Source organism: Haloferax sp. S1W (genome assembly GCF_044593955.1).
Lineage (GTDB): Archaea > Halobacteriota > Halobacteria > Halobacteriales > Haloferacaceae > Haloferax.
In genome coordinates, this window is sequence record NZ_CP172595.1 from 65,002 (window position 1) to 86,571 (window position 21,570).

The 21,570-nt window shown below is 63.2% G+C and carries 23 protein-coding genes; 13 read left to right on the top strand and 10 right to left on the bottom strand.

The window, feature by feature from the left end; all coding sequences use genetic code 11:
• Positions 1-23: 23 nt before the first annotated feature.
• Positions 24-215 carry a hypothetical protein gene (locus ACH9L7_RS00355; RefSeq protein WP_396611773.1) on the bottom strand — a complete coding sequence of 64 codons (192 nt, stop codon included), beginning with the start codon at positions 213-215 and terminating at the stop codon, positions 24-26.
• A gap of 172 nt (positions 216-387) precedes the next feature.
• Here ACH9L7_RS00355 and ACH9L7_RS00360 point away from each other — a divergent pair, with 172 nt between their 5' ends.
• Positions 388-1,314: a DUF6293 family protein gene (locus ACH9L7_RS00360; protein WP_396611774.1), complete on the top strand. Its 927-nt coding sequence runs from the start codon at positions 388-390 to the stop codon at positions 1,312-1,314.
• Positions 1,315-1,479: 165 nt separating this feature from the next.
• Positions 1,480-1,902 (top strand): DUF6789 family protein, encoded by a 423-nt coding sequence (locus ACH9L7_RS00365; protein WP_396611775.1) that lies wholly within the window; start codon positions 1,480-1,482, stop codon positions 1,900-1,902.
• 63 nt (positions 1,903-1,965) lie between these two features.
• Here the strand turns inward: ACH9L7_RS00365 and ACH9L7_RS00370 are convergent, their stop codons facing one another.
• Positions 1,966-3,021 (bottom strand): hypothetical protein, encoded by a 1,056-nt coding sequence (locus tag ACH9L7_RS00370; RefSeq protein ID WP_396611776.1) that lies wholly within the window; start codon positions 3,019-3,021, stop codon positions 1,966-1,968.
• A 60-nt stretch (positions 3,022-3,081) separates the two neighbouring features.
• Positions 3,082-3,846: a DUF1405 domain-containing protein gene (locus ACH9L7_RS00375; protein ID WP_396611777.1), complete on the bottom strand. Its 765-nt coding sequence runs from the start codon at positions 3,844-3,846 to the stop codon at positions 3,082-3,084.
• A gap of 121 nt (positions 3,847-3,967) precedes the next feature.
• Here ACH9L7_RS00375 and pdxS point away from each other — a divergent pair, with 121 nt between their 5' ends.
• Positions 3,968-4,876, top strand: a complete 909-nt coding sequence (gene pdxS, locus ACH9L7_RS00380; RefSeq protein ID WP_396611778.1) for a pyridoxal 5'-phosphate synthase lyase subunit PdxS — start codon at positions 3,968-3,970, stop codon at positions 4,874-4,876.
• A 131-nt stretch (positions 4,877-5,007) separates the two neighbouring features.
• On the opposite strand, the gene ACH9L7_RS00385 is transcribed toward pdxS, so the two are convergent.
• The 3 genes from ACH9L7_RS00385 to ACH9L7_RS00395 form a co-directional block, all read right to left on the bottom strand.
• Positions 5,008-5,499, bottom strand: coding sequence for a universal stress protein (locus ACH9L7_RS00385; protein WP_396611779.1), 492 nt, complete (start codon positions 5,497-5,499; stop codon positions 5,008-5,010).
• A 133-nt stretch (positions 5,500-5,632) separates the two neighbouring features.
• Positions 5,633-6,514 (bottom strand): homoserine kinase, encoded by an 882-nt coding sequence (locus ACH9L7_RS00390; RefSeq protein WP_396611780.1) that lies wholly within the window; start codon positions 6,512-6,514, stop codon positions 5,633-5,635.
• A gap of 60 nt (positions 6,515-6,574) precedes the next feature.
• The gene (locus ACH9L7_RS00395; RefSeq protein WP_396611781.1) at positions 6,575-8,299 is read right to left on the bottom strand and encodes a histidine kinase N-terminal 7TM domain-containing protein; all 1,725 of its coding nucleotides are present in this window, start codon (positions 8,297-8,299) and stop codon (positions 6,575-6,577) included.
• A gap of 125 nt (positions 8,300-8,424) precedes the next feature.
• Between ACH9L7_RS00395 and ACH9L7_RS00400 the strand changes: the two genes are divergently transcribed.
• From ACH9L7_RS00400 to ACH9L7_RS00410, 3 genes are all read left to right on the top strand, one after another.
• The gene (locus tag ACH9L7_RS00400) at positions 8,425-9,783 is read left to right on the top strand and encodes an NAD(P)/FAD-dependent oxidoreductase (protein WP_396611782.1); all 1,359 of its coding nucleotides are present in this window, start codon (positions 8,425-8,427) and stop codon (positions 9,781-9,783) included.
• Positions 9,784-9,916: 133 nt separating this feature from the next.
• Positions 9,917-10,573 carry a TetR/AcrR family transcriptional regulator gene (locus ACH9L7_RS00405; RefSeq protein WP_396611783.1) on the top strand — a complete coding sequence of 219 codons (657 nt, stop codon included), beginning with the start codon at positions 9,917-9,919 and terminating at the stop codon, positions 10,571-10,573.
• Positions 10,570-12,054 carry an MATE family efflux transporter gene (locus ACH9L7_RS00410; protein ID WP_396611784.1) on the top strand — a complete coding sequence of 495 codons (1,485 nt, stop codon included), beginning with the start codon at positions 10,570-10,572 and terminating at the stop codon, positions 12,052-12,054. The genes ACH9L7_RS00405 and ACH9L7_RS00410 overlap by 4 nt, the downstream gene beginning before the upstream one ends.
• Positions 12,055-12,093: 39 nt before the next feature.
• Here ACH9L7_RS00410 and ACH9L7_RS00415 read toward each other — a convergent pair whose 3' ends face one another.
• Positions 12,094-12,690, bottom strand: a complete 597-nt coding sequence (locus ACH9L7_RS00415) for a DUF6149 family protein (RefSeq protein ID WP_396611785.1) — start codon at positions 12,688-12,690, stop codon at positions 12,094-12,096.
• A 136-nt stretch (positions 12,691-12,826) separates the two neighbouring features.
• Between ACH9L7_RS00415 and ACH9L7_RS00420 the strand changes: the two genes are divergently transcribed.
• The 6 genes from ACH9L7_RS00420 to ACH9L7_RS00445 all read left to right on the top strand — a co-directional run bounded on the left by ACH9L7_RS00420 (position 12,827) and on the right by ACH9L7_RS00445 (position 17,370).
• Complete coding sequence (locus ACH9L7_RS00420; RefSeq protein ID WP_396611786.1) at positions 12,827-13,735, top strand: ArsR family transcriptional regulator; 909 nt, start codon at positions 12,827-12,829, stop codon at positions 13,733-13,735.
• 88 nt (positions 13,736-13,823) lie between these two features.
• Entirely contained in the window at positions 13,824-14,207 is a 384-nt protein-coding gene (locus ACH9L7_RS00425; RefSeq protein ID WP_396611787.1) for a hypothetical protein, read from the top strand.
• Positions 14,208-14,312: 105 nt separating this feature from the next.
• The gene (locus ACH9L7_RS00430; protein ID WP_396611788.1) at positions 14,313-15,554 is read left to right on the top strand and encodes an NAD(P)/FAD-dependent oxidoreductase; all 1,242 of its coding nucleotides are present in this window, start codon (positions 14,313-14,315) and stop codon (positions 15,552-15,554) included.
• Positions 15,555-15,733: 179 nt separating this feature from the next.
• Positions 15,734-15,973: a hypothetical protein gene (locus tag ACH9L7_RS00435; protein WP_396611789.1), complete on the top strand. Its 240-nt coding sequence runs from the start codon at positions 15,734-15,736 to the stop codon at positions 15,971-15,973.
• Positions 15,974-16,075: 102 nt separating this feature from the next.
• Positions 16,076-16,888: a hypothetical protein gene (locus ACH9L7_RS00440; RefSeq protein ID WP_396611790.1), complete on the top strand. Its 813-nt coding sequence runs from the start codon at positions 16,076-16,078 to the stop codon at positions 16,886-16,888.
• Between the two features lie 83 nt (positions 16,889-16,971).
• A complete protein-coding gene (locus ACH9L7_RS00445; protein ID WP_396613305.1) occupies positions 16,972-17,370 on the top strand; it encodes a hypothetical protein in 399 nt (132 codons plus the stop codon).
• Positions 17,371-17,493: 123 nt separating this feature from the next.
• Here ACH9L7_RS00445 and ACH9L7_RS00450 read toward each other — a convergent pair whose 3' ends face one another.
• Positions 17,494-17,820 carry a NifU family protein gene (locus tag ACH9L7_RS00450; RefSeq protein ID WP_396611791.1) on the bottom strand — a complete coding sequence of 109 codons (327 nt, stop codon included), beginning with the start codon at positions 17,818-17,820 and terminating at the stop codon, positions 17,494-17,496.
• A gap of 174 nt (positions 17,821-17,994) precedes the next feature.
• On the opposite strand from ACH9L7_RS00450, the gene mptA reads away from it, so the two are divergent.
• The gene (gene mptA / locus ACH9L7_RS00455) at positions 17,995-18,921 is read left to right on the top strand and encodes a GTP cyclohydrolase MptA (RefSeq protein WP_396611792.1); all 927 of its coding nucleotides are present in this window, start codon (positions 17,995-17,997) and stop codon (positions 18,919-18,921) included.
• A gap of 16 nt (positions 18,922-18,937) precedes the next feature.
• Here mptA and ACH9L7_RS00460 read toward each other — a convergent pair whose 3' ends face one another.
• Both ACH9L7_RS00460 and ACH9L7_RS00465 read right to left on the bottom strand, forming a co-directional pair.
• Positions 18,938-19,741, bottom strand: a complete 804-nt coding sequence (locus ACH9L7_RS00460; RefSeq protein ID WP_396611793.1) for a TrmB family transcriptional regulator — start codon at positions 19,739-19,741, stop codon at positions 18,938-18,940.
• 74 nt (positions 19,742-19,815) lie between these two features.
• A complete protein-coding gene (locus ACH9L7_RS00465; RefSeq protein ID WP_396611794.1) occupies positions 19,816-21,465 on the bottom strand; it encodes a DUF255 domain-containing protein in 1,650 nt (549 codons plus the stop codon).
• Positions 21,466-21,570: the final 105 nt, after the last annotated feature.

Here is a 21,570-nt window from a genome sequence, read left to right on the forward strand (position 1 = left end):
AACCCACGCTGTGGAGTAGATGCCTACTGCTGAGCTAATTCGTCTTTCTTCGTGTAGATGACCAGTGCCATGACCGCACCGAATACAGTAGTCAACAGGCGGAGCTGACTGATACTAACACTGTTGGAGAACTGCGTGAGTGCGGCCGCGAAGACAGCAGCGAACAGGAGACACGGAAGGATGATGTACACTGTGAGCGCCTTGTTTCGTTCCATGCGTAACCTGAAATGGTGTCAAATACAAAACCACTTTCTTATGACTCACAGTGGATTCGTTCGACGAGGGGGCCTCTCGAACTCCACGGCTTAGAAGAGATACACCACCAGCGTTCGGTTCGCCGACCGACAGTCTGGCCATTTTTATAACTGCCACACCACCGTTCCACGTATGCAGACGCACATCGTTCCCGTCGGGTTCGATTACGACCGGCTCATCGCGCCCCTCATCCGCGACCAGTTGGATGTCGACCGGGTCATCCTGCTGGAGGGGGCCGTCGGGAGCGAGGCGAACGTCGAGTACTCGAAGAAACTCTCTGGAAAGCTCGAAAAGGACTTCCAGAACCTCCTCGGCGCGGAGACCCACCGGGTCGTCGTCGACGACGTGTACGACTACGACGCCGCCTTCGAGCAGGCGTACGACCTCATCAACGCGGAACTCGACGCCGACGACGAACTCCGGGGCGACGACGACGAACCGGGCGAAGTCTGGGTCAACGTGAGCGCCATGCCGCGGCCCGTCTCGTTCGCCTTCGCAACCGCCGCGCACTCGATTATGGTCGAACGGCAGGCCGACCGCGAGCGCATCCACACCTACTACACGGCCCCCGAGAAGTACCTCGAAAGCGAACTCGCCGAGGAGTTGCGGACGGGCCGGGACCTCATGCAAGACATCCTCGAATCCGGCGAGATAGACGAAGAGCGCATCCGCGAGCGAATCGAAGTCTCGTCGGACCTGCTTTCGGAGTTCGACGAACGCGGGACCACAATCGGCGCGAAGCAAATCGACAACCGGCACATCGTCGAACTGCCCGTCGCGTCCTTCTCGAACGTCAAGCCGTTCGAGGAGGTTATCCTGTTCAAACTCGGCGAACACGGCGAATTCGGGTCGGTCTCCGAACTTGCAGAGGCGCTCGCCCGCGAGATGAACGAAGAGTACACCGACTCCTTCCGGTCGAAGGTCATCTACAACGTGGACCGTCTCGGCCCCGGCGGCAAGGGCTACATCGAACAGCAAGAGCGCGGGAAATCCTACCGGACGCGACTCTCGCGTATCGGCGAGTTGTGGGTGCGTGCCCACGCCGACAGCGACGAATAGGCCGAGCGAGCCAACCCACAGGCGGAACGGTGTGCAAGACGACACGGTGCTGTGCGTTCTGGCCGCCACTCAGTATATAAATCTACGGGCGCGGTGCATCCGGCAAACCCTGCCGCATCGTGCTTAATCGGCCGCCTCCCCCATTTTTGGTCGGGTGAACTACACGTGGCGTCGATACTCGCAGGCCTCGTCGGGGGACTGCTCGCAACCGTTGCGATGACCGCACTGATGATGGCAATCGGAGACGGGTCACCGCCGCCGACAGCGAACTTCTGGTCGAAGTTCGTCGGCGACGAACCGCCGGATGAGTACATGATGCAAGGCATGGTCCTACACCTCCTGTACGGGACCGTCGCGGGCATCGTCTTCGTCCTCGTCGTTCCGCTGGTGCTGAGCGTCTCGACGCTCACCGCTGGCATCATCGCCGGGATAGCCTACGCACTCGTCCTGTTCGTCGTCGCCGCCGTGTTCTGGATGCGACTCGTGCTCGGCATGGAACCCGAGATGCGGAAGGCGGGCGGCCTCCTCGTGTTCCACCTCACCTACGGGGTGGTGCTCGGAGGTATCGTCGGCCTCAACATCCTCTAATCCAGCACGAACGCCCAACGTTCCCCCTTCCTGTACATTTCCCCAACCCACTATTTTTGGACCTCAGAAATCGAGCCCCGACGGGCTATCGCTCGGCGTGAGTGGACTCTGCGGGAGTCCTTTCGGTGGGTCCGGGAGGTTGTATCCCTGCGGCGCAACATCGTTTGGGCCGTCTGGATAGAACACCGACGCGAGCAGTTGGATGTGGTCACGCCCTACGTCGAGTTCGAACTGTCCGCCGCCGTAGAGTGACATCCCGCGTTCCTCGGCGTACTCGATGGTCGCAAAGAGCGATTCGACGGTCCCGAACCGCGAGGGCTTGATGTTCAGCCGCGACGGTTCGAACGGGAGCGATTCGACGGATTCGACGCCCGTAATCGGCGCGTCCCACGAGACCCGGTCTTCCTCGCCGTCGAAAATCGGGCGCGTCTCGTCTGTGAACGCCGGGTCTTCGAGAACCGCATCGGAGAACCCGGTAACGATTCGCTCGTAGAGTTCAGGGTCGGGGTCCTGGTCGACGGACGTGCCCTCGTATTGGCCTTTCAGGTCGAGAATGCGGACGCACCCGTGGTCAGCGAGCGCCGACACGAGGTCGGCGTCCCAGTCGCTCGTCGGGTCGAGTTTGAACTCGCAGTCGGGGTCGCGTTCGAGGAGCATCTCGACGCGGTCGGCCGATGGTGGATCACCGAGGCGCGTGCTCACGACGAACCGCACCGGGTCGCGTTCGCGGCCGACCGCACTCGCGAGGTTCGTGTCGTTCTGCCGGAGTGCGAGGTCTAAGGCGGCCGATTCGAGCGCCCACCGCCGGTAGTGGTGCGACGAATCCTGTTCGGGAACTTTCGTTGGAAAGAGGTCCACGCCGTCGAGCGCGGCCGAGAAGGTGGCAAACGAGTCGTACGAACCCACGATGTCGAACACGTTGGCGGGCGTCTTCGCCAGCGCGTCGTGGTCCGCGGCGTCGTAGGTCACGTCCTCGCCTCGTCCCGTCTCACCCTTTCCCGAGAGTTCGAAGACAGTCGTCTTCCGGAGAAATCCGCTCGAGGTGTCGCTCTCGAACCGGTCGCGAGAGATGGACTCGATGGTGAGTGGAAGGTCAGCCACGCGGTCGAAGAGAGTCATTGCGCGGCGATTCGCACGCGACGAGGAAAAGGCTAGCCCGCAGGAGAGAATCCGGATACGTCAGGCGAGACCGCCGAGTTCGACCTTTTTCACGCGAGTGGCGAGCGCGAGGAACGTGGCGAACAGCGTCAGGAACACGGCCCCGGCGGCCGCAACCTGGAGGACGGTCGTTCCGTAGGCGGCCGCCGAATCAGCGAGCGGCAGGGCCGTGTGGTGGGGGTCGCCGACAATTGGGAGGAAGTAATCGACGAGGTCGTTGAGGGCGTACCACGCGACGGCGACGGCGACAGCGCGAATCGGGAACGCCGAGTACCGCTGGATGAGGAACGCTTCGACCACCATGGCGAGGTGGCTGAAGAACAAAAACAGGTACATCGGGAACCACGTGTACGCGAGGAACGAGTCGGCGAACGCGGCGAGGACAAACGGCGTCCACAGGCCGAGTTTCCAGCACCCGAAGAAAGCGAGCGCGTTTACGTACTCGTTCGACCGCCCGAGTCTCCAGAAGGCGAGCGAGAGGGCGATAAAGAGCGTCGCAACGGGGCTATCGGGGACAAACGGCCACATCACGAGCGGTTCGTTTGCGAACTGGAGTTGGACGACGGGGTCGGAAAACGGGTGAATCCCGTAGTACCAAAAGCCGAAGGCGGTGCCGACGAGGTTGATGGCGACGACCAGCCACGCGATGTTGAGGCCGAAGTTCTCCAGCCACTGCGGCAGTGGTGCGAGCCACCACGGCAGGTTCGTGGTGGGCGGGAGGTCGTCGTCGCCGAAGAGGCGTCTCGGGTCGTCGAGTATGCGGCGCAGTCGCGTCGCCTCGTCCATATCCGGGCGGAAGTGTGGCGGAGTGAAAGCGATGCCGGTCTCACCCATGGGTGGGCCGCCCGTGAGAGAAGCTGACGACCGGAAGCGATTCCTTAAGTGTACCCAGTCGAAAGCCACGACTATGGCAGAGGAGACCGACCTGGAGGAACTCCGGCGCGGGACGGAACTCGTCAAGCGCGGGTTCGCCCAGATGCAGAAAGGCGGCGTCATCATGGACGTTGTCAACGCTGAACAGGCGAAGATTGCCGAGGAAGCTGGCGCGGTCGCCGTCATGGCGCTCGAAGCCGTTCCGGCCGACATCCGCAAGCGCGGCGGTGTCTCTCGCATGGCCGACCCAGAGACGGTCAAAGAAATCATCGACGCCGTCTCCATCCCGGTGATGGGTAAGGCCCGCATCGGACACTACACCGAAGCGCAGATTCTCGAATCCATCGGCGTGGACATGATCGACGAGAGTGAAGTGCTCACCCCCGCCGACAACGACTACCACATCGACAAGCGCGAGTTCACCGCGCCGTACGTCTGTGGCGCTCGCAACCTCCAAGAGGCGCTCCGGCGCATCCACGAGGGTGCTGCGATGATTCGCACGAAAGGCGAGGCTGGCACGGGTGACGTGAACCAGGCTGTCACGCACCAGCGCACCATCAAGAACCAGATTCGTACGCTGACGGGGCTGAAGCACGACGAGCGCGAGAAGTGGGCCCGCGAGCACGAAGCACCCATCGACCTCGTCCACGAGACGGCCGAGATGGGCCGCCTGCCGGTCGTCAACTTCGCCGCCGGTGGTATTGCGACGCCCGCGGACGCTGCGCTCATGATGTACCACGAGTGTGACGGCATCTTCGTCGGCTCCGGTATCTTCGGCGCGGAAGACCCAGAGAAGATGGGCACGGCCATCGTCGAGGCCGTCAACAACTGGGACGACCCCGACGAACTCGCCGATATCGCCTCCGGCATCGGCAAGGGCATGAAGGGCGAAGCGAACGTCGACATGCCTGAAGAGAAGAAGCTGCAGGGCCGCGGCGTCTAAGCCGAGTTCCTCACTTTCTATTCGTTTCCGAGGCATCACGGAGAGCGACCGCTCGCGTTGGAGCAGAAGCTCTGTACACGCCGTCGAGCGGTAGCTCAGCGGCGTCGTTGTGTGAGAAAACGGTGCGCGTCTCAGGCGAAGAGCTTGCGGTCTTCTTCGGCTTCCGCTTCGTCCTCTTCGCCGAGGAGGACAGTGACCGGGCCGTCGAACTGCAGCATCAGCGTCTGCGTCAGGTCGCGCGAGATGAGCTTTCCGGCGGGCGAGCGACGGCGACCGGAGATGAATAGGTGGTCGCAGGCTTCCCACTGGGCCGTCTCCAGAACGGAGTCGACTTCGGGCCCGATGTCGGCCACGACGCGGTAGTCCACGTCGAGTCCTTCGAGTGCGTCGCGAGCCACGCGCTTGGCGCGGCGGCGCGCGGATTCGGTCGCCTGGTCGATGCCGTAGACGACGTCGGACGACCCGACATCTGCGAGGGCCGAGCGAGTTCGCTCGAACTCTTCGCTGGGGGTGACGGTGAGGACGACGAGTTCCGCACCACTACCGGCGGCGAATTCACCGGCTTCTCTGAGGATTCGCTTCGACCGCTCGTTCGGTGAGACGACGACGAGTGCACGTTTCATATCAAGAACGTCTCGCGTTAATGAGAAAAGTCTTCTCGGAATCGTGCTAGCATACACCATGTTAATTCGTTCCGTTGGCTCAAACCACAGATTACGGGACGATAGACAATGAGAATGTGTGTCTATATACTACTCAGAATTCAAATATTTCTGCGCCGCGACCGACGCGGGTCTTGTACGCGCGGGCGGACACGTCGGCGTCGTCGAATGCTTCGAGCATCGCGGAGGCGACGCGACTCCGGTCGTTCGTGCCACAGACTGCGAGGACCGAGGGTCCGGCACCAGACACCGTGACGCCGTCGGCACCGGCCGCGAGCGCGGCTTTCCGAACCTCGTCGTAGCCGGTGATGAGTTTCGCTCGCGCTGGCGTGACGATTCGGTCGTCCATCCCGGCACCGACGAGCGCCGGGTCGCGGCGACACATGCCCACAGCGAGGGTCGCCGCCCGGCCGACGGTGTGGACGAGGTCTTCGATGCTCGCCTGATTCGGGACGACGCGGCGGGCGTCTCGGGTCGAGACGACGATTTCGGGCAAGCACGCGACGAGCGGAATATCAGCGTCGATGGTGGTGACACCCTCGTCGGTGGCGACGGTGAAGCCACCGAGGAGTGCGGGCGCGACGTTGTCGGCGTGCGCTTCGCCGGAGACAACCGCTTCACCTTCCGCGGCGACCGGGACGAGTTCCTCACGCGAGAGGCCGCGGTCGTACAGTTCGTTGAGCGCGAGCGCGGCGGCCGCGGAACTCGCTGCCGACGAGCCGAGCCCGGACGAGGGTCGGACGCCCTTGTCGATGCGGATGCGCGCCGGCGCATCGAGTTCCTCGGCGACAGCGCCCACGACGTTCCGCTCGGGGTCTGTCGGAATGTACTGGCTTCCGACGCCAGTGACTTCGATTGTTGTGCGGTCCGCTCGCTCGACGTGAACCACGTCGGCGGGACGGTCGAGTGCCACACCGAAAACGTCGAACCCGCTGCCGAGATTTGCGCTCGTGGCGGGTGCGCGGACCGTAACCATGCCCCGCTGTTGCCGTATCGCAGATAAAAATGTGGCGAACGTCGCAACAACGGTGGTCGCTCAGTCGGTAGCGACTTTGGTCATAGCGTCGTTCTGTACGTCTTCGACCCCACGGAACTCGAATCGCGCCCCGCCCGACGACCCGTCAGTCACGTCGACGCTCCACCCGTGCGCCTCGGCCACCGAGCGGACGATGGGGAGTCCCAATCCGGTTCCGTCGTCGTGAGTCGTGTAGCCCCGCTCGAACACCTGTTCGCGGTCGCTCTCGGGAATGCCGGGGCCGTCGTCTTCGACGTAGAAGCCGTCGTCGACTGCACCGACGACCACCGTGACCGCGGACGAGCCACTCCCGACACCGTGTTCCGCGGAGTTACGAAAGAGATTCTCGAATAGTTGTCTGAGCCGTCCTCGGTCGGCCATGATGGTTCGGTCGAGCGCCACTTCGACGGTCACGTCTTCCGCCGCGACACCGTCCCACGCCTCGCGTGCGACGGTTCCGATATCGACCGGTGAGAGGTCAGAGAGCGTCTCGCCCTGTCTGGCGAGCGTCAGCAGGTCCTGAATAATCGCCTCCATCCGGTCGTGGGCTTCTTCGACGCGCTCGAAGTGCCCGTCGTCGCCCGTCTCTTGTGCCAACTTGAGGTAGCCGCGGGCGACCGTCAGCGGATTCTGCAGGTCGTGGGAGACGACCGATGCGAACTCGTCGAGACGGGCGTTCTGGCGTTCGAGGCGGCGCTCGCGCGCCTTGCGTTTGGTGATGTCGCGGACGAGCAGCAGTCGGCCTGTCCCGTCGCCGTCTTCCCCGAGGAAGTTCGTCTCGACCAACACGTCTTTTTGCTCGCCGTCGCAGACGAGGGTCACTTCCGAGGGGTTGTCGTCGTCTTCGACCGCCTCGGCGAGTGGTTCGGGGAGGACGCTCACCGCGGGGCGGCCGTACGCATCGATGCGGTCGGCCGACAGACACTGTTCACCCGCGGGGTTGACGGCGAGTATCGTGCCGTTCGCGTCGATGACGAACGCCGCTACCTGCATGGATTCGACGGCCGACTCCCACGCCACGGGGACGAGTGTGAACAACCGATGGCGAAGGACGCTCCAGGCGACGGTGGCGGCGGCAAACGAGAACGCGAGCGTCGGAAGATTGAGACCGGGGACGGGACTCGCACCGAGGACGTAGACGACGCCTGCGACTGCCGGAACCAGCCCACCGAGGAACAAGCCGACAGTCTGTTTTCGATAGATGCCGTCGGCGCGAACGAGTTCTCGAACGAGGAGCCCGATACCGATGACGATGAGGACGTACGCGTAGACGATGTACCCGACGAACGCGATGCCGTGGTCGTTGACGAGGATGACGTAGCCACTTTCTCTGGAGAGCCACAGGCCGTCCCAGATGAGGCCGTGCCAGTCGTTCGTCAATACGAGTCCGATGGTGAACACGGGGACGGTTCCGAGCGCGAGCCATCCCGACCGCGGGATGTCGGCGACATCGGTGTGCCGTATCACGTACGCCAGCCACAGGAGTGGAATCGGTGCGATACCGATGTAGCCGAGTTGGTTCAAAAGCACCTTCGTGGCGAAGTCGGTGCGGGCGAGTTCGAGCGTGTACATCCCCATCCAGAACCCCGAGGCGAAGAGGAGAAACGCCCCAAGCGTCGCACCCGGAACGAGTTGTCGTTCCATCCGTCGCCGAAGCAGGTACACGCCTAACGCCAAGAAGATCCCTGCGCCGACACCGAGCGGAACAGTATAAGGCGTCGACTGCCAGTGGGACGCGCCGTGCATGCACGTTCAGTCGTTTGTGTTAGAATAAAACCTCGGTCCTAGTGACGTCCGAGCGGTCAACCAGAATAGTGACGTCCGAGCGGTCAACCAGAAAGGCCTTTCCCGCCCGCAGCGAACTCCGCGACATGATAGGTATCGTCGGCGGCGGTATCGCGGGCCTCGCCGCGGCGTATCGACTCCGGAAACGGGGTCACGACGTTCGAGTCTTCGAAGCGAGCGACTCGCTCGGCGGACTCGCAGCGACGTACGAGACGAACGGCGACGACATCGAGCGGTACTACCACCACCTCTCGAAGTCCGAAGAGACCATCGTCGAACTCGCCGAGGAACTCGGCCTCGGCGACGACTTAGAGTGGCGCATCGGCAAGAACGCCTACTACGTCGACGGCGTGGTCCACCCGCTTGACACCGCGTGGCAAATCGCCGCATATCCGCACATGAGCCTCTACGACAAGTTCCGCCTCGGCATGCTCACCCTCGGTATCGACGTGCGCGGCGGCATCCCCGACTTCAGCGCCTACGAGGAACTCGCGGAGTACGAACACACGCCCATCGAGGATTTCGTGGTCGAACACACGACGCGGGGTGTCTACGACAACTTCGTCGACCCGCTTCTCGACGGCAAATTCGGCGAGCGCAAACACGACGTGTCGGCGGCGTGGTTCCTCGGGCGGGTCCGCTTCCGCGGTGAGCGTGACCTGCTTCGCGGCGAGTTACTCGGGTACTTCGACGGCGGATTCGCCCCGCTCATCGATGCGCTTATCGAGGCCGTCGGCCGTGAGAACATCCAGACCGGGTCTCGTGTAACCGAACTCAACACCGACGGCGACGAGGTAGACACCATCACCGTCGAAACAACCGGTTCGTCAGAGACGGACCGAGCAGACGGCAAAGCCGTCGGAGACGGCGGAACCGAAGTCCACGAGGTTGATTCGGTCGTCGTCGCGACGATGCCGAACGTCCTCGAAGACCTGACTGGCTTCGAGTGCGAAATCGACTTCCAGGGAGCGGTCTGCGGCCTCGCCACCATGTCCGAGTCGCTGATGGACACCTACTGGCTCAACATCGCCCACGACGCGCCCTTTGGGTCGCTCATCGAGCACACGAACTTCATCCCCCGCGAGCGATACGGCGGCGACCACCTGCTGTACGTCGCGAGCTACGTACAGGGTCCCCACGAAGACCTCTGGCAGATGTCGGACGAGGAGGTCGAAGACCGCTGGGCCGACGAAATCGAGGACATGTTCCCCGACTTCGACCGGTCGGCCATCGAGGAGTTCAGAATCTCGCGCAACCCGCGCGCTGGTCCCGTCTACGAACGCGGCTACCTCGACCTCGTGGTCCCCTACGACCTCGGCGAGGACGTCGCCGAAGGCGTCTACTACGCCGGGATGGCCTCGGAAGCGCAGTACCCCGAGCGCTCCCTGAATGGCGGCATCGTCGCCGGCTACGAAGTCGCCGACAGAATCGACTCCCGACTGTAGCGCGTTCTTCTTTCGGTTCCGGTTTTCTCCTCCTGATAGTCCCTCAACAGGCGTGCCACCGCGAGCCACGCTTCCCGGCAATCGGCTTCGGATTCGCAACCCCTTTTCACGTCGCTGACTGACTAGTCAGTTAGTGACTGCGGACACCACCTCGGACCGGTCGGTCCCCGACGAGGTCCACGAGACGTTGATGGAGGCGACCTATCGGGCGCTGTGCGCCCACGGGTACGCCGACTTGACGATGCAGCGAATCGCCGATGAGGCTGGAAAGAGCAAGTCCCTCCTCCACTACCACTACGGGACGAAGCGCGAACTGCTCGTTGCGTTTCTCGACTTCCTCCTCGACCACTTCGAGCAGCGGGTCGAAGAGACCGAGGGCGACGCGCCCGAGGAGCGACTTCGATTCCTCCTCGACAAGATGGTTCCCGACGAGGACGACGACGGCGAGTACGACCGCTTCGGCCTTGCTCTGGCAGAGATTCGGACTCAAGCCCCCTACGTCGCGGCCTACCGCGAGCAAATCGCCCAGAACGAGGCCGCCATCCGGGAGCGCTTCGCCGACATCATCCGCGACGGTATCGAACAGGGCGTCTTCCGTGATGTCGATGCCAACCGGACGGCCACGCTGCTGTTCGCCGCGCTCGATGGCGCACGACTCCAGCGGGTCGTCGTCTCGGAACCGGACGCAGACGGTGAACGGACGGAAGCGACCGAGGCACCGCACGAGGTCCGGGCCGCCCTCGATGAGTTCGTGGTTTCGGACCTCCTCGTCGAGGAGGGGTCGCAGTGAGCGCGACCCCGAAAGACGTCGACCTTGTCGACGGCGACCTGGTCAAACCGATGTTGGTGCTGTCGCTGCCTATCGTCTTCTCGCAGATGATGCAGGTCGCGTACAACCTCGCCGACACCTTCTGGGTCGGCCGCGTTGGCACGAACGCCGTCTCGGCGCTGTCGTTTTCGTGGCCGCTGGTCTTCTTGATGATATCCTTCGGTGGCGGGTTCACCGTCGCCGGGACGGTCCTCGTGGCGCAGAACAAAGGCGCGGGCAACCATGACCAAGTCGACCACGTCGCCGGGCAGACCCTCGGGTTCGTCATCCTCCTGTCTGCGGGATTCGCCGCCCTCGGATACCTCCTGACACCGGTGTTGTTGCCACTCATCGGGACGACGCCGGGGACGGAAGTCCACCGCCTGTCGGTCGAGTACACGCGCACTATCTTCCTCGGCGTCGCGTTCATGTTCGGCTTCTTCATCTTTCAGGCGCTCCTCCGCGGGTGGGGTGACACGAAGACGCCGATGTACCTGATGGCGTTCGGCGTCGTGCTCAACGTCGCCCTCGACCCGTTTCTCATCCTCGGGTTCGACGCGAACCCGGTGTTCGCCGTCCTCGGCCTCGACGGCCTCCGACAGACGCTCTTTGCGGCGACCGGGTTCACCGGATTCGGCGTGCAGGGCGCGGCCATCGCGACGGTATTCTCCCGCGGTGTCGGCGCTGGCGTCGGGTTCTGGTTGCTCCTGTCGGGGCGAGTCGGCATCGACCTCTCCCCCCGTGACCTCGTCCCGGAGCGCGAGACGGTCGAGAAAATCGTCCGTATCGGTGCGCCGTCGAGCATCGAACAGTCGACTCGCGCGCTCGGCGTGACGGCACTCACCGCACTCGTCGCCTACGCCGCCGTCAACGCCGGAGGTGTGGACACCGAGACTGCCGTCGCGGCGTTCGGTATCGGGAACCGCCTCAACTCGCTCGTGTTCCTCCCGGCTATCGGTCTCGCACAGGGGACGTCGACCGTCGTCGGGCAGAACCTCGGCGCGGACCAACCCGAGCGGGCGGAACGCGCCGTCTTCTGGGCGGCCGGCATCATCGCCGCCGCGCTGGTGTTCGTCTCGGCGGTGGCGTACTTCTTCGCCGAACCCATCGTCGCCGTGTTCATCCCCGGCGAACGCTCGGTCATCGCCATCGGCGTCGACTACCTGCAGGTCATCGGGCCGACGTTCCTCTTCCTCGGAGTGTTCAACGTCGTCAACGGCGGCTTCCGCGGCAGTGGGTCGACCCGGACTGCGATGATATTCTCGCTCATCTCGCTGTGGGTTCTCCGCATTCCGGCGTCGTTCGTCCTCGTCGAGTTCTTCTCGATGGGACCGACTGGCGTCTGGTACGGTATCGCCTTCTCGAACGTCGCGGCGGCGTTGCTCGCACTTGCGTGGTTCACCCGCGGAACGTGGAAAGAAAGTGTCGTGGACACCGGGCCGCCGGTTCCGAGCGGCGACTGACGAGGGGACGCTAAATTAGGTCGCTTCCCGGACGCTAAATTAGGCCGCTTCTTCGTCGTCGACGTCTTGCATGCCGGGCGCGGCCGTCACGTCTACGTCCTCCGGCTCTTCGGTGCCACCGACGTCGACTTCGCCACTCGCGTCTTCGACGTACACGTCGTCTGCGAAACCTCCCTCGGCGTGCGGGTGTTCGGGGTTCTCTAACTTCTCCAGCGTCGCAGGCGCATCAGGGATGTCGAGAGAGCGGAACTCGCCCAGCGGGTTCGCGATGTCGATGTCGTGGCGCTCGAAAAAGTCCTCGTAGCGCTCGTAGTGCGCCTCGATTTCGTCGGCCGGGAACTCCATCATCTCGGTCCAGCCGTGGTTGTAGAAGTCGAAGTTGGCCTGGATGTGCGTAATCTCGCGGGCCTCGGCCTCCGGGAACCCCTCGTCCAGCGCCGCCAGATAGGTGTCGAAGGTACACTCGAAGAACGCCGCCATGTGCGCTTCGCGCGCTTCTCGGTGGTCTGGGTCCGCGCGCTTGCCGAAGACGCGAACGTGAAGGTCCACCATCTTCTCGGTGGCGATGTCGCCGATGACGGGCATGGTCAGCGCCTTCTTGGTCGCGAAGTGGCGGATGTTCTGACGAATCTTCATTTCGTCGCCCGCTAGGGGTCGGATGAACGTAAAGACCACGTGTATCCGAAGGGTGCGTAAAGACCACGTGTACCGTGGGCAACAAAAGAAGATTACACGACCCATTTTATTGTAGTTCGTGTTCGATGAACAAGGTATGAGCGACTCCGCCCAAGCACGCGAGGAAACGCTCCTCGGCTGTGAAGACTGTCTCTCTCCGGCCGAAGCGTTCGCAATCGTGGCCGACGAGACGCGACTAAACATACTCGAAGCGCTCTGGGAGTCACCCGACCGGCCGGTCCAGTTCTCGGAACTCCGGCGACGTGTCGGCGTCGACGACAGCGCCCGATTCAACTACCACCTCGGCAAACTCCGCGGTCAGTTCGTCCGCAAGACCGACGACGGCTACGACTTCCGCCACGCTGGTGAGAAAGTCGTCCGCGCCGTCCTCGCAGGGACGTTCAACGAAGACCCAGTCTTGCCGGCGTTCCCTGCACCGGGGTCGTGTGTCGAGTGCGACGGTGCGCTCGAAGCGACCTACGCGGACGAGAAACTGACCATCGCGTGCGCAGACTGTGGTCGTGTCCACGCGCACGAAGAGTTCCCACCGGGTGGAATCGACGGACGCTCGCCTGAGGCACTGCTCGGGGCGTTCGACCAGCGAGTTCGACACCTCCACTGTCTCGCCGCCGACGGCGTCTGCCCGGAATGCGGCGGCACGACCGAAACGGTCCTCTCCTCCGAGTCAGACTTGTACGACCTCGACGTGGTCGTGAGCCACCGGTGTGGACAGTGCGCCTACGAGGCCGTCTCTCCGGTCGGATTGGTCCTCCTCGACGAGACGACAGTCCTCGGGTTCCTCTCGTCGCGGAACACCGACTTCTGTGCGACGCACTTCTGGCGATTCCCCTGGGTCGTCGGCAACGACGCGCTCACTGTCGTCGATACCGACCCGTGGCGACTCCGCGTTCGCGTCGAAGACGGCGACAAGGCACTCGTCGTCGAACTCGACGAGACGCTCACGTGCGTCGATTCGCACATCGAACGTATAGAACAGATTGCATAAACTGGGTACGGTAAGGAAGCTTACAAAATTATCATTCTGCTTACCCTTTTGGTGTCGGGGGTCGTCTATCCAAGTGAGGAAAACGACCATGGGACACGACAATCATCTCGGACTTCCCGACCCGCTCGACCACGCCCCACGGGGCGTTGAAACGCTTCTCGACACGCTGTTCGTCGCACTCGCGGCCATCGTCGGAATCACCGCGGCAACCATCGTGGCGGTGCTCGTCGCACCACTCGGTGCTGGCGTTGGTCTCCTCGCATTGTTCGTCGGGTGGCCCGTCGGTTTCGTCGCCGCCACGGTCGGCCTTCGCGCTGGCGTGGATGCCATCGCCAACAGTGGCCTGCTCGCAAGCCTCCGAACCCTCGGCTTCCGTGGCCGCGCTGCACTTCGCCGCGTTCGGACGGGTGCACCCGCCGTCACTGACGGCGCTGGGACCTACGATAGCGACGCGACCTGCGAGTGCCAATAAGCCGCCATATTTCGCAAAAGTCACCTCTATCTGCCGTTTTCGACCGACTCATGAATAATGAGAGAGATAGCAATCCACATTAACCCCGAATACAAACGTCGGGTTATGAGTCAATCGTACGTGATTGTCGGGGACGGTATCGCGGGTGCCTCCGCGGCGGAGACGCTCCGCGAGGAGGACCCAGAGGCCGACATCACAATCCTCACCGACGAGGGGGAACCACTGTACAATCGCATTCTCATCAAAGAGTTCGCCAAGGGCAAACTTCCCGAAGCGCCCATCTCTATTCACGACGAGTCGTGGTACGACGACCGCGACGTCGACCTCGAGTTGAACACGCTCGTCACGGATATCGACCCCGACGCGCACACGGTCACCGCGCACGACGGGACCGAGTACGAATACGACAAACTCCTTCTCGCCATCGGTGGCACGCCGACGCAACTTCCCGTCGAGAACTCCGACGCCGAGGGCGTCCACCACTTCTGGACCTTCCAGGACGCCCGCGACATCAAAGAGCACATGGAACAGGCCGACAACTCGGTCGTCATCGGCGCTGGTCTCCTCGGTATCGACCTCGCAGCCATCACCGCCGCACAGGACGTTGAGGGCAAGTACCTCATGCGCGGCAAGGCCTGGTGGCGCTACGCACTCTCGCAGGACGGCGCAGAAATCATCCACAACGCGCTCCGCGAGCGCAACGTCGAACCCGTCTTCGACTCCGGCGTCGACCACTTCGAAGTCGACGACGATGGTCGCGTCACCACTGCCGTCGACCCCAACGGCGACCACTACGACGCCGACTTCGTTGGCATCGCCATCGGTCTGAACTTCAACACCGAAATCCTCCAGGGGACCGACATCGAGTACGACAACGGCATCTACACCGACGAGTACATGCGGACGAACCACGAGGACATCTTCGCCGCCGGTGACATCACCGAGTTCCACGACCTCATCCTCGGCGAGCGCGCCCAGAACGGTGCGTGGGGCTCCGCCAAGGAACAGGGAACCATCGCCGCGAAGAACATGGTCGACTACGAAAGCGAGGAGTTCCGCTGGGTTTCGTCGTACTCCATTACGCACTTCGGCTTCCCGTTCCTCTCGTTCGGTCACCCGACCCTCGGCGACGACCACGTCGAAGCCAAGTACTCCGACACCGAGTGGCGGCGTCTCGCCATCAAGGACGGTAAAATCGTCGGCGGCGTCCTCATCGGCGACCTCTCGCCGCAGACGAAGTACAAGAAGCTCATGCGCGAACAGGTCGACATCGGCGGCCAGAAGGATATCCTGATGAAGCAGGACTTCGAGCTCGAAGACCTCGAAGGCGCGACCGCAGAACAGTAACCGCACACAGCGCACGCAGTTCTTTTTGCGACCACCGACCGACAGGCGAATCACCGTCTCCGACGACGTACCCCCGAAAATCACCCGACTCGACCGACCTTCTTCTGTGTGGTTCCCTGGATTTGACGACCGTTGATATGTCACAAACACTTATGGTCTTCAACGCCATGTGTTACCATATGTCATCGAAGGATGGACAGTCGGCATCGGCGTCAGCGGTCAAAACGGCCCCTGCCGTCGTGCCAATCACGGACGTTCCCTCCAGTGCTCGGGTTCGGCATTTCGACGAACTGAGTGACAGGACGCAACAGGCTTTCACGACCGCTTTCCCCTCGGGACATCTCGACATCGACCCCGAGACCACGGACCTCTCCCGTGGCGACGTCGTCGTATTTACCGAGTACGTCCGTATCCAGTAACTCGTCTCTGGTCTCTGTGGGTGAGAGACGACCCGTCGTTATCTCATCTGTCGGACATTACCGCCCCGATAAATAGGAGCGTCGCGGCTGTGTGCCGAGACGATGGCACCCACCCGCCGACAGATTCTCGCTACCGCGAGCGCGGCACTCGCCGGGCTCTCCGGCTGTAGCGGGACACCCGGCCAGTCGGACGAGACGACCACTACGGACGTGTCGGCTCACCCGGCAGCGACAGCGAACGGCACCACTTCGGAGACGGCGAACGAGACGGCTTCGGAGACGACAGACGACACTCCCCCGGAGACGGAACCAACGACACAACCGTCCGCGCCCGAAGACATCACGTTCGAGGGAAGCGACGGCCGAACCGTCCACGCCACCCGATACGGAAGCGGCGACTGCGGTGTCGTGCTCGTCCCGCAGATAAACCTCGATAGGGAGAGTTGGGAGTCGCAGGCGCGCCTGCTCGCCCGTGAGGGATATCTCGCGCTCGCCATCGACGAGGGTGAGTCGGACAAGTTCGCCGGCGTCGAAGGTGCAATCGAGTACCTCCGTACCGAGGCGTCTGTCGACCACGTCGTCCTCGTCGGAGCGAGTTCCGGCGGTGAGGCGGCCGTCGTCGCCGCGTCGCAGACGACACCACCGGTCGCTGGCGTGGTCGGTCTCTCCGCAGCAGGAGGTACCGATGTTGTCGCCGACATCGACGCTCCGAGCCTGTTCGTCGTGGGGAGCGGAGACGCTGACCGGTTCGTCCAGACCGCTCGAACGCTGGTTGAGAACGCGCCCGACCCGACGGCACACGTCGCCTACGAGACGGACGCCCACGGACAGGCGCTCTTCGACTCGAACGGCGACGAGTTGCGGACGCGACTGCTGTCGTTCGTGGCCGACACGTGCGACGCCGGTGGGTCGTAACGCAGTCGCCGACGAGGACCGAAGTGATTTTCCACGCTACGCGGCAATCGCAGGGTATGGCAGCAGGCGGCGGCCAAGGGACGATGACGCTCGCGTTCGAACTGGAGGCGCTCAAACGCCTCGCCGACCCCAATGCGGCGTTTAGCGACGCGCGGCGGTGGTCGAAGTACGTCGGCGTCGTAAGCGAGAAGCCGACCTACGTCGTGACCAACTTCACCCGGAAAGAACGCATCCGTCAGGATTTCTTCTCCGGGCCGCGCGGCGTCACAGAGAGCCTCGAGAACGTGATGCGTCAGTTCGACACGGACAGACACGTTTTCGTCGGCACCACCGACGAGGACCGCAGTATCGCCGAGGACGCTGGCTGGGAGTTCCTCCCGGTCGAAGAGGCGGCCGACGCCGCGGAGTGGCCCCTCGCAAGCGACGACGAACCAGTCGAAGACCCCTTCGAAGACGACGGCGGTCGCGACGACTGGCCCTGATACGGTCGGTCTGAGTCGAACGCTCTCGGCTATCGTTTCGGCGATTCCTCTCAACGCCACTGCGGAGTAACGGCACTCGTCAGCCGTCGGCCTCGGCCCAAAAACAGTGAGTCTGCGGTCTGCTTAGAACGGCGGCGAGTAGTCTTCGTACTCGTCCATCTCTTCCATCTCTTCTGTCTTCGTCGGCATCACGGCGGCGCGCGGTCCACCCGCTCGAACCACGTTCACCTTCGAGATATCTTCGAGTTCCTCCGGTAGACGGTGCCGTATCGCCTTCATCGTCATCGGTGCGATACCACACCCAGAACACGCCCCGCCGATTGCGACTGTCACTTCACCGGCCTCCTCGTCCACGTCTTGAACTTCGAAGAAGCCGCCGTGTTCCTGAATCTGCGGGACGTTGTTGCTCAGATAACTCCGCGTCTGTCGTTCGAGGCCTTCGGCACTCATGGCATGGACTATGTTGGCATGTAGCAAATAGATTGTGTCCAACAATTTCGTCCCGAGGAAAGTATCCAATATGACCGTCAATTCACACGGAAAATCCACTGAATTGGCGTTTTCTCGGGCGGTTCCGTTCCCCTATCGAAAGCCCTAATCACGGACAGTCCTTTTGCTTCCCCGATGAGTCACCAGTTGCCTGACGTACAGGCCTCTCAACCCGACGTGACGGTCGGTCTGAGTCAGGTCGGCGTCACAGGCGTCGAGAAGCTCGTCAAGATCGCCCGTGACGACAAGCGGCCGCTCATCTTGATGGCTGAGTTCGAGGTGTTCGTCGACCTCCCAAGCGGTCGCAAGGGAATCGACATGAGCCGCAATATGCAGGTTATCGACGAGGTTCTCGAAGCCGCGGTTTCCGAACCCGCCTACCGCGTCGAAGACATGTGCGGCGACGCGGCCGAGCGATTGCTCGCGAAACACGACTACACGTCGACGGCGGAGGTCAAGATGACCGCCGAACTCGTCGTGCGCGAGGACACGCCCGCGAGCGGCTTGACGACCCAGAGCACCGCGAAGATTATCGCCGGTGCGACGGCCACCGACGAAGGCACCCGCGAGGAGATTGGTGCCGAGGTCGTTGGCATGACTGTCTGTCCCTGTTCGCAGGGAATGTCTGCCTCCCGCGCCCGTGACGTGCTGCAGGACCTCGCGGTCGACGACGACACCATCGAAGAGTTCCTCGAGAAGGTCCCGCAACCGGGTCACTCCCAGCGCGGGCACGCCACGCTCACTGTCGAGACGGAAGGCTCGCCAGATGTCGACCTCATGGACCTCGTCGACATGGCCCGCGACTCGATGTCGGCGCGCATCTACAATCTCGCAAAGCGACCGGACGAAGACTACATGACGTACCACGCACACGCGAACGCGAAGTTCGTCGAGGACTGCGTCCGGTCGATGGCCGAGATGACCGTCGAAAACTTCGACCACCTCGCCGACAACGCCGTCGTCCACATGAAGCAGTCGAACGACGAATCGATTCACCAGCACAACGCCCACGCAGAACGAGAAGTGACGCTGGGCCAACTTCGCGACGAACTCGGGCGCTAACCCGAATCGACGCGTCTTATAGCGCCAGCGGGACCGCCCGCTCCCACCGCGGCTCGAACGTTCCTCGGAGGTCCGCAGCGAAGTCTGGGTCCTTCAGGTCTATCATCGCGAAGGCCTGTCCGGGGTCGAGCGGGTTCGGCACCTCGATACAGACTTCAACGTCGTCGATGAGGTTGAACACCCCAGTCAGATTCTCTGCCGTCCGAACGTGGAACTTCGGATGGTCGGACAGTTGGTCCATATATCGTCGGCCGACGCTCTCCGGAAGCGAATCGACCATGTCCGGAGACATGAGAACCGACACCTCGACGCCGCGTTCGAGCGCCGCCTCGATTTCCTCGACGACGAGGTCACCGACCGCCCCGAGGTCGAACTGCGGTGACGGCGTGCCCGCGACCATCACGAGGCTCTCGTCGGCCGCTGCCAACCGCTCGATAAGCAGGTCGACCGTTTCGTCGTCTCCGACCGCCGCCGTCCAGAACTGGTCGTGAACGGGTTCTGCGGCGTCGAGTTCGGTCGTCAACTCGTCGACGACCTCCTGATACTGCTTTGCCTTCTCGTCTAACTCCTGTCGCTTACTTTCGAGGAGTCGGTCGAGCGCCGTGTCCGGTTCGACGGCGACGTACTTCTTCGGCCGACTCGCCGCCTGACTTCGGATGAGGTGGTACTGTTCGAGGCTGTTCAGCACGTCGTAGATTCGCCCCATCGGAACGTCGCTCGCCCGTGAGAGTTCCTTTGCCGTCGTTGCCCCCGTCCGAAGGAGCGCACGGTACGCTCGTGCCTCGTATTCGGACAACCCGAGGTCTCGAAGACTCGCCATGCTCCGTCTGTCTCGTTTCTTCGTTATAAACAAACCGGATGTTTACACCTTCTACCGGTTGGGAGAGGGCCCACTTAGGCGTCGGGTGTGACTGACGAGACTGCCTGCATCAACTCGTCTGGAGTGGTTGCTGTCTTCGTTGAGTCTCCCACGCTGACACGTGCAGTCCCGTGTTCGACATCGGCCTCGGGGACGACGATGGCCTCGTGGTCGGCCACCCGAAGTGCTGCTCGGTGGAGGTCCGTCCCCACGTCGCCGCCGATTTCGACCACGAGCGGGTCGCGCAGGAGGCGCGCGGTGACCGCGCCGAATTCGGCGACTTGGACGCCGATGCGGTCCCACGCACCAGCGAATGCGCCGATTGTTTCCTCGGCAACGTCGCGGTAGCGGTCTTCGCCGGTCAACGCCGCGAGGTCGACAAGCGCGTTCGCCATCTCGGCGTTCCCGTCGAGTGGTCGGAGCGGATGCGAAAGGAGGCCCTCACCAGTTGTGGGACCGTCGCGGAACGACCCGTCGTCGAACAGTTCGTCGATGGCGACGTTTGCGACCGATTGAGCGAATTCGAGGAACGAACCGCCAGCACCATCGTCGGTTCCCAGCACCTGCCGAGCGCGGCAGGCGGCGGACACGACGCGCGCGTGGTCTTCGAGGAGGAGCGATTCACCCGACTCGCCACCCGACTGGAAGTGCGTCACGACCCCGTGGTCGACGAGGTCCTCGGCGATTCGGTGCAGTGTCCGCTCTGCGTACTCGCGGGCACGCTCGTCGTCAGTGAGACCGGCGAGGACGAGGAGTGCGTCAACCGCGAGGGCGTTGCCCCCGGCGTAGACGGTGTAGTCGGTCCGCGGACCGGTCGAGTTCTCCCGACCCTCGGCACCGAGGAGGTAGTAGTCGGTTCCCGCGGCGGGACCCATGCTCCCACCGAATCCGGTTCCGGACCACAGTGAGTCGATGAGGAATCTCGCTGTCTCGACCGCCGGGTCGCGGTAGGCGTCGTCGCCGGTGTACCGATAGCCGTTCGCGAACGCCCGCAGCAAGGCGGCGTTCGATTCGAGCGTCTTCTCGCGGTGTGGATTCGACCACGACCGGTCGTCGGCGTAGCGGAAGAACCCGCCATCGACGGGGTCGAAGAGTCCGTCGCGAACGGCGTCCAGACTCTGAAGCGCCCGCCGCCGGTCGCGCTTGAGCGCGAACTCGATGGTGCGCGGCAGCGGGAACTTCTGCGCGTCGCCCCACCCGCCGTGTTGCTCGTCGAAGGTGACCTCCAGTTGCCCCGCGAGGTGTTCTTCGATGCGCTCGGACACCTCGCCGCTCGGCGGCAGGTCGCCCGCGAGTGCGCGAGGCAGGCGACCGGCGTCAGGCCCCTTCTTTTCCCACACCTCACGGACGCGTTCGATGACCTGTCGCATTCCGTCCGGTCGGACGAACGTCGTGCCCGTCATCGGCCGTCCGTCGGGCGTGAGAAACACCGTCGACGGGAAGCCACCCATGTTGTAGCGCTCTCGAATCCGTGGGTGGCGGTCCACGTCGACCCGAAGCGGAACGAACCCGTCGTTGATGTTCGCGGCGATGCGCGGTTCCGCGTAGGTTTCGGCGTCCATCTCGTGACAGTCCGAACACCACGTCGCGGTGAGCGACAACAGAATCGGCTTGTCGGCCGACTGCGCCTCGGCGAACGCGTCGGCACCCCACGTTCGCCACTCGACGCGCGTCTCGTCGGTCATGTCATTCCATGCGCGGTGGACGCGGGTAAGCGCTTCGAGGTGGCAAGGCACACGGCGGGCCGCCGATGAAACTCGGCCCCGCTCCGGTGACAAAAGGGCTATGGG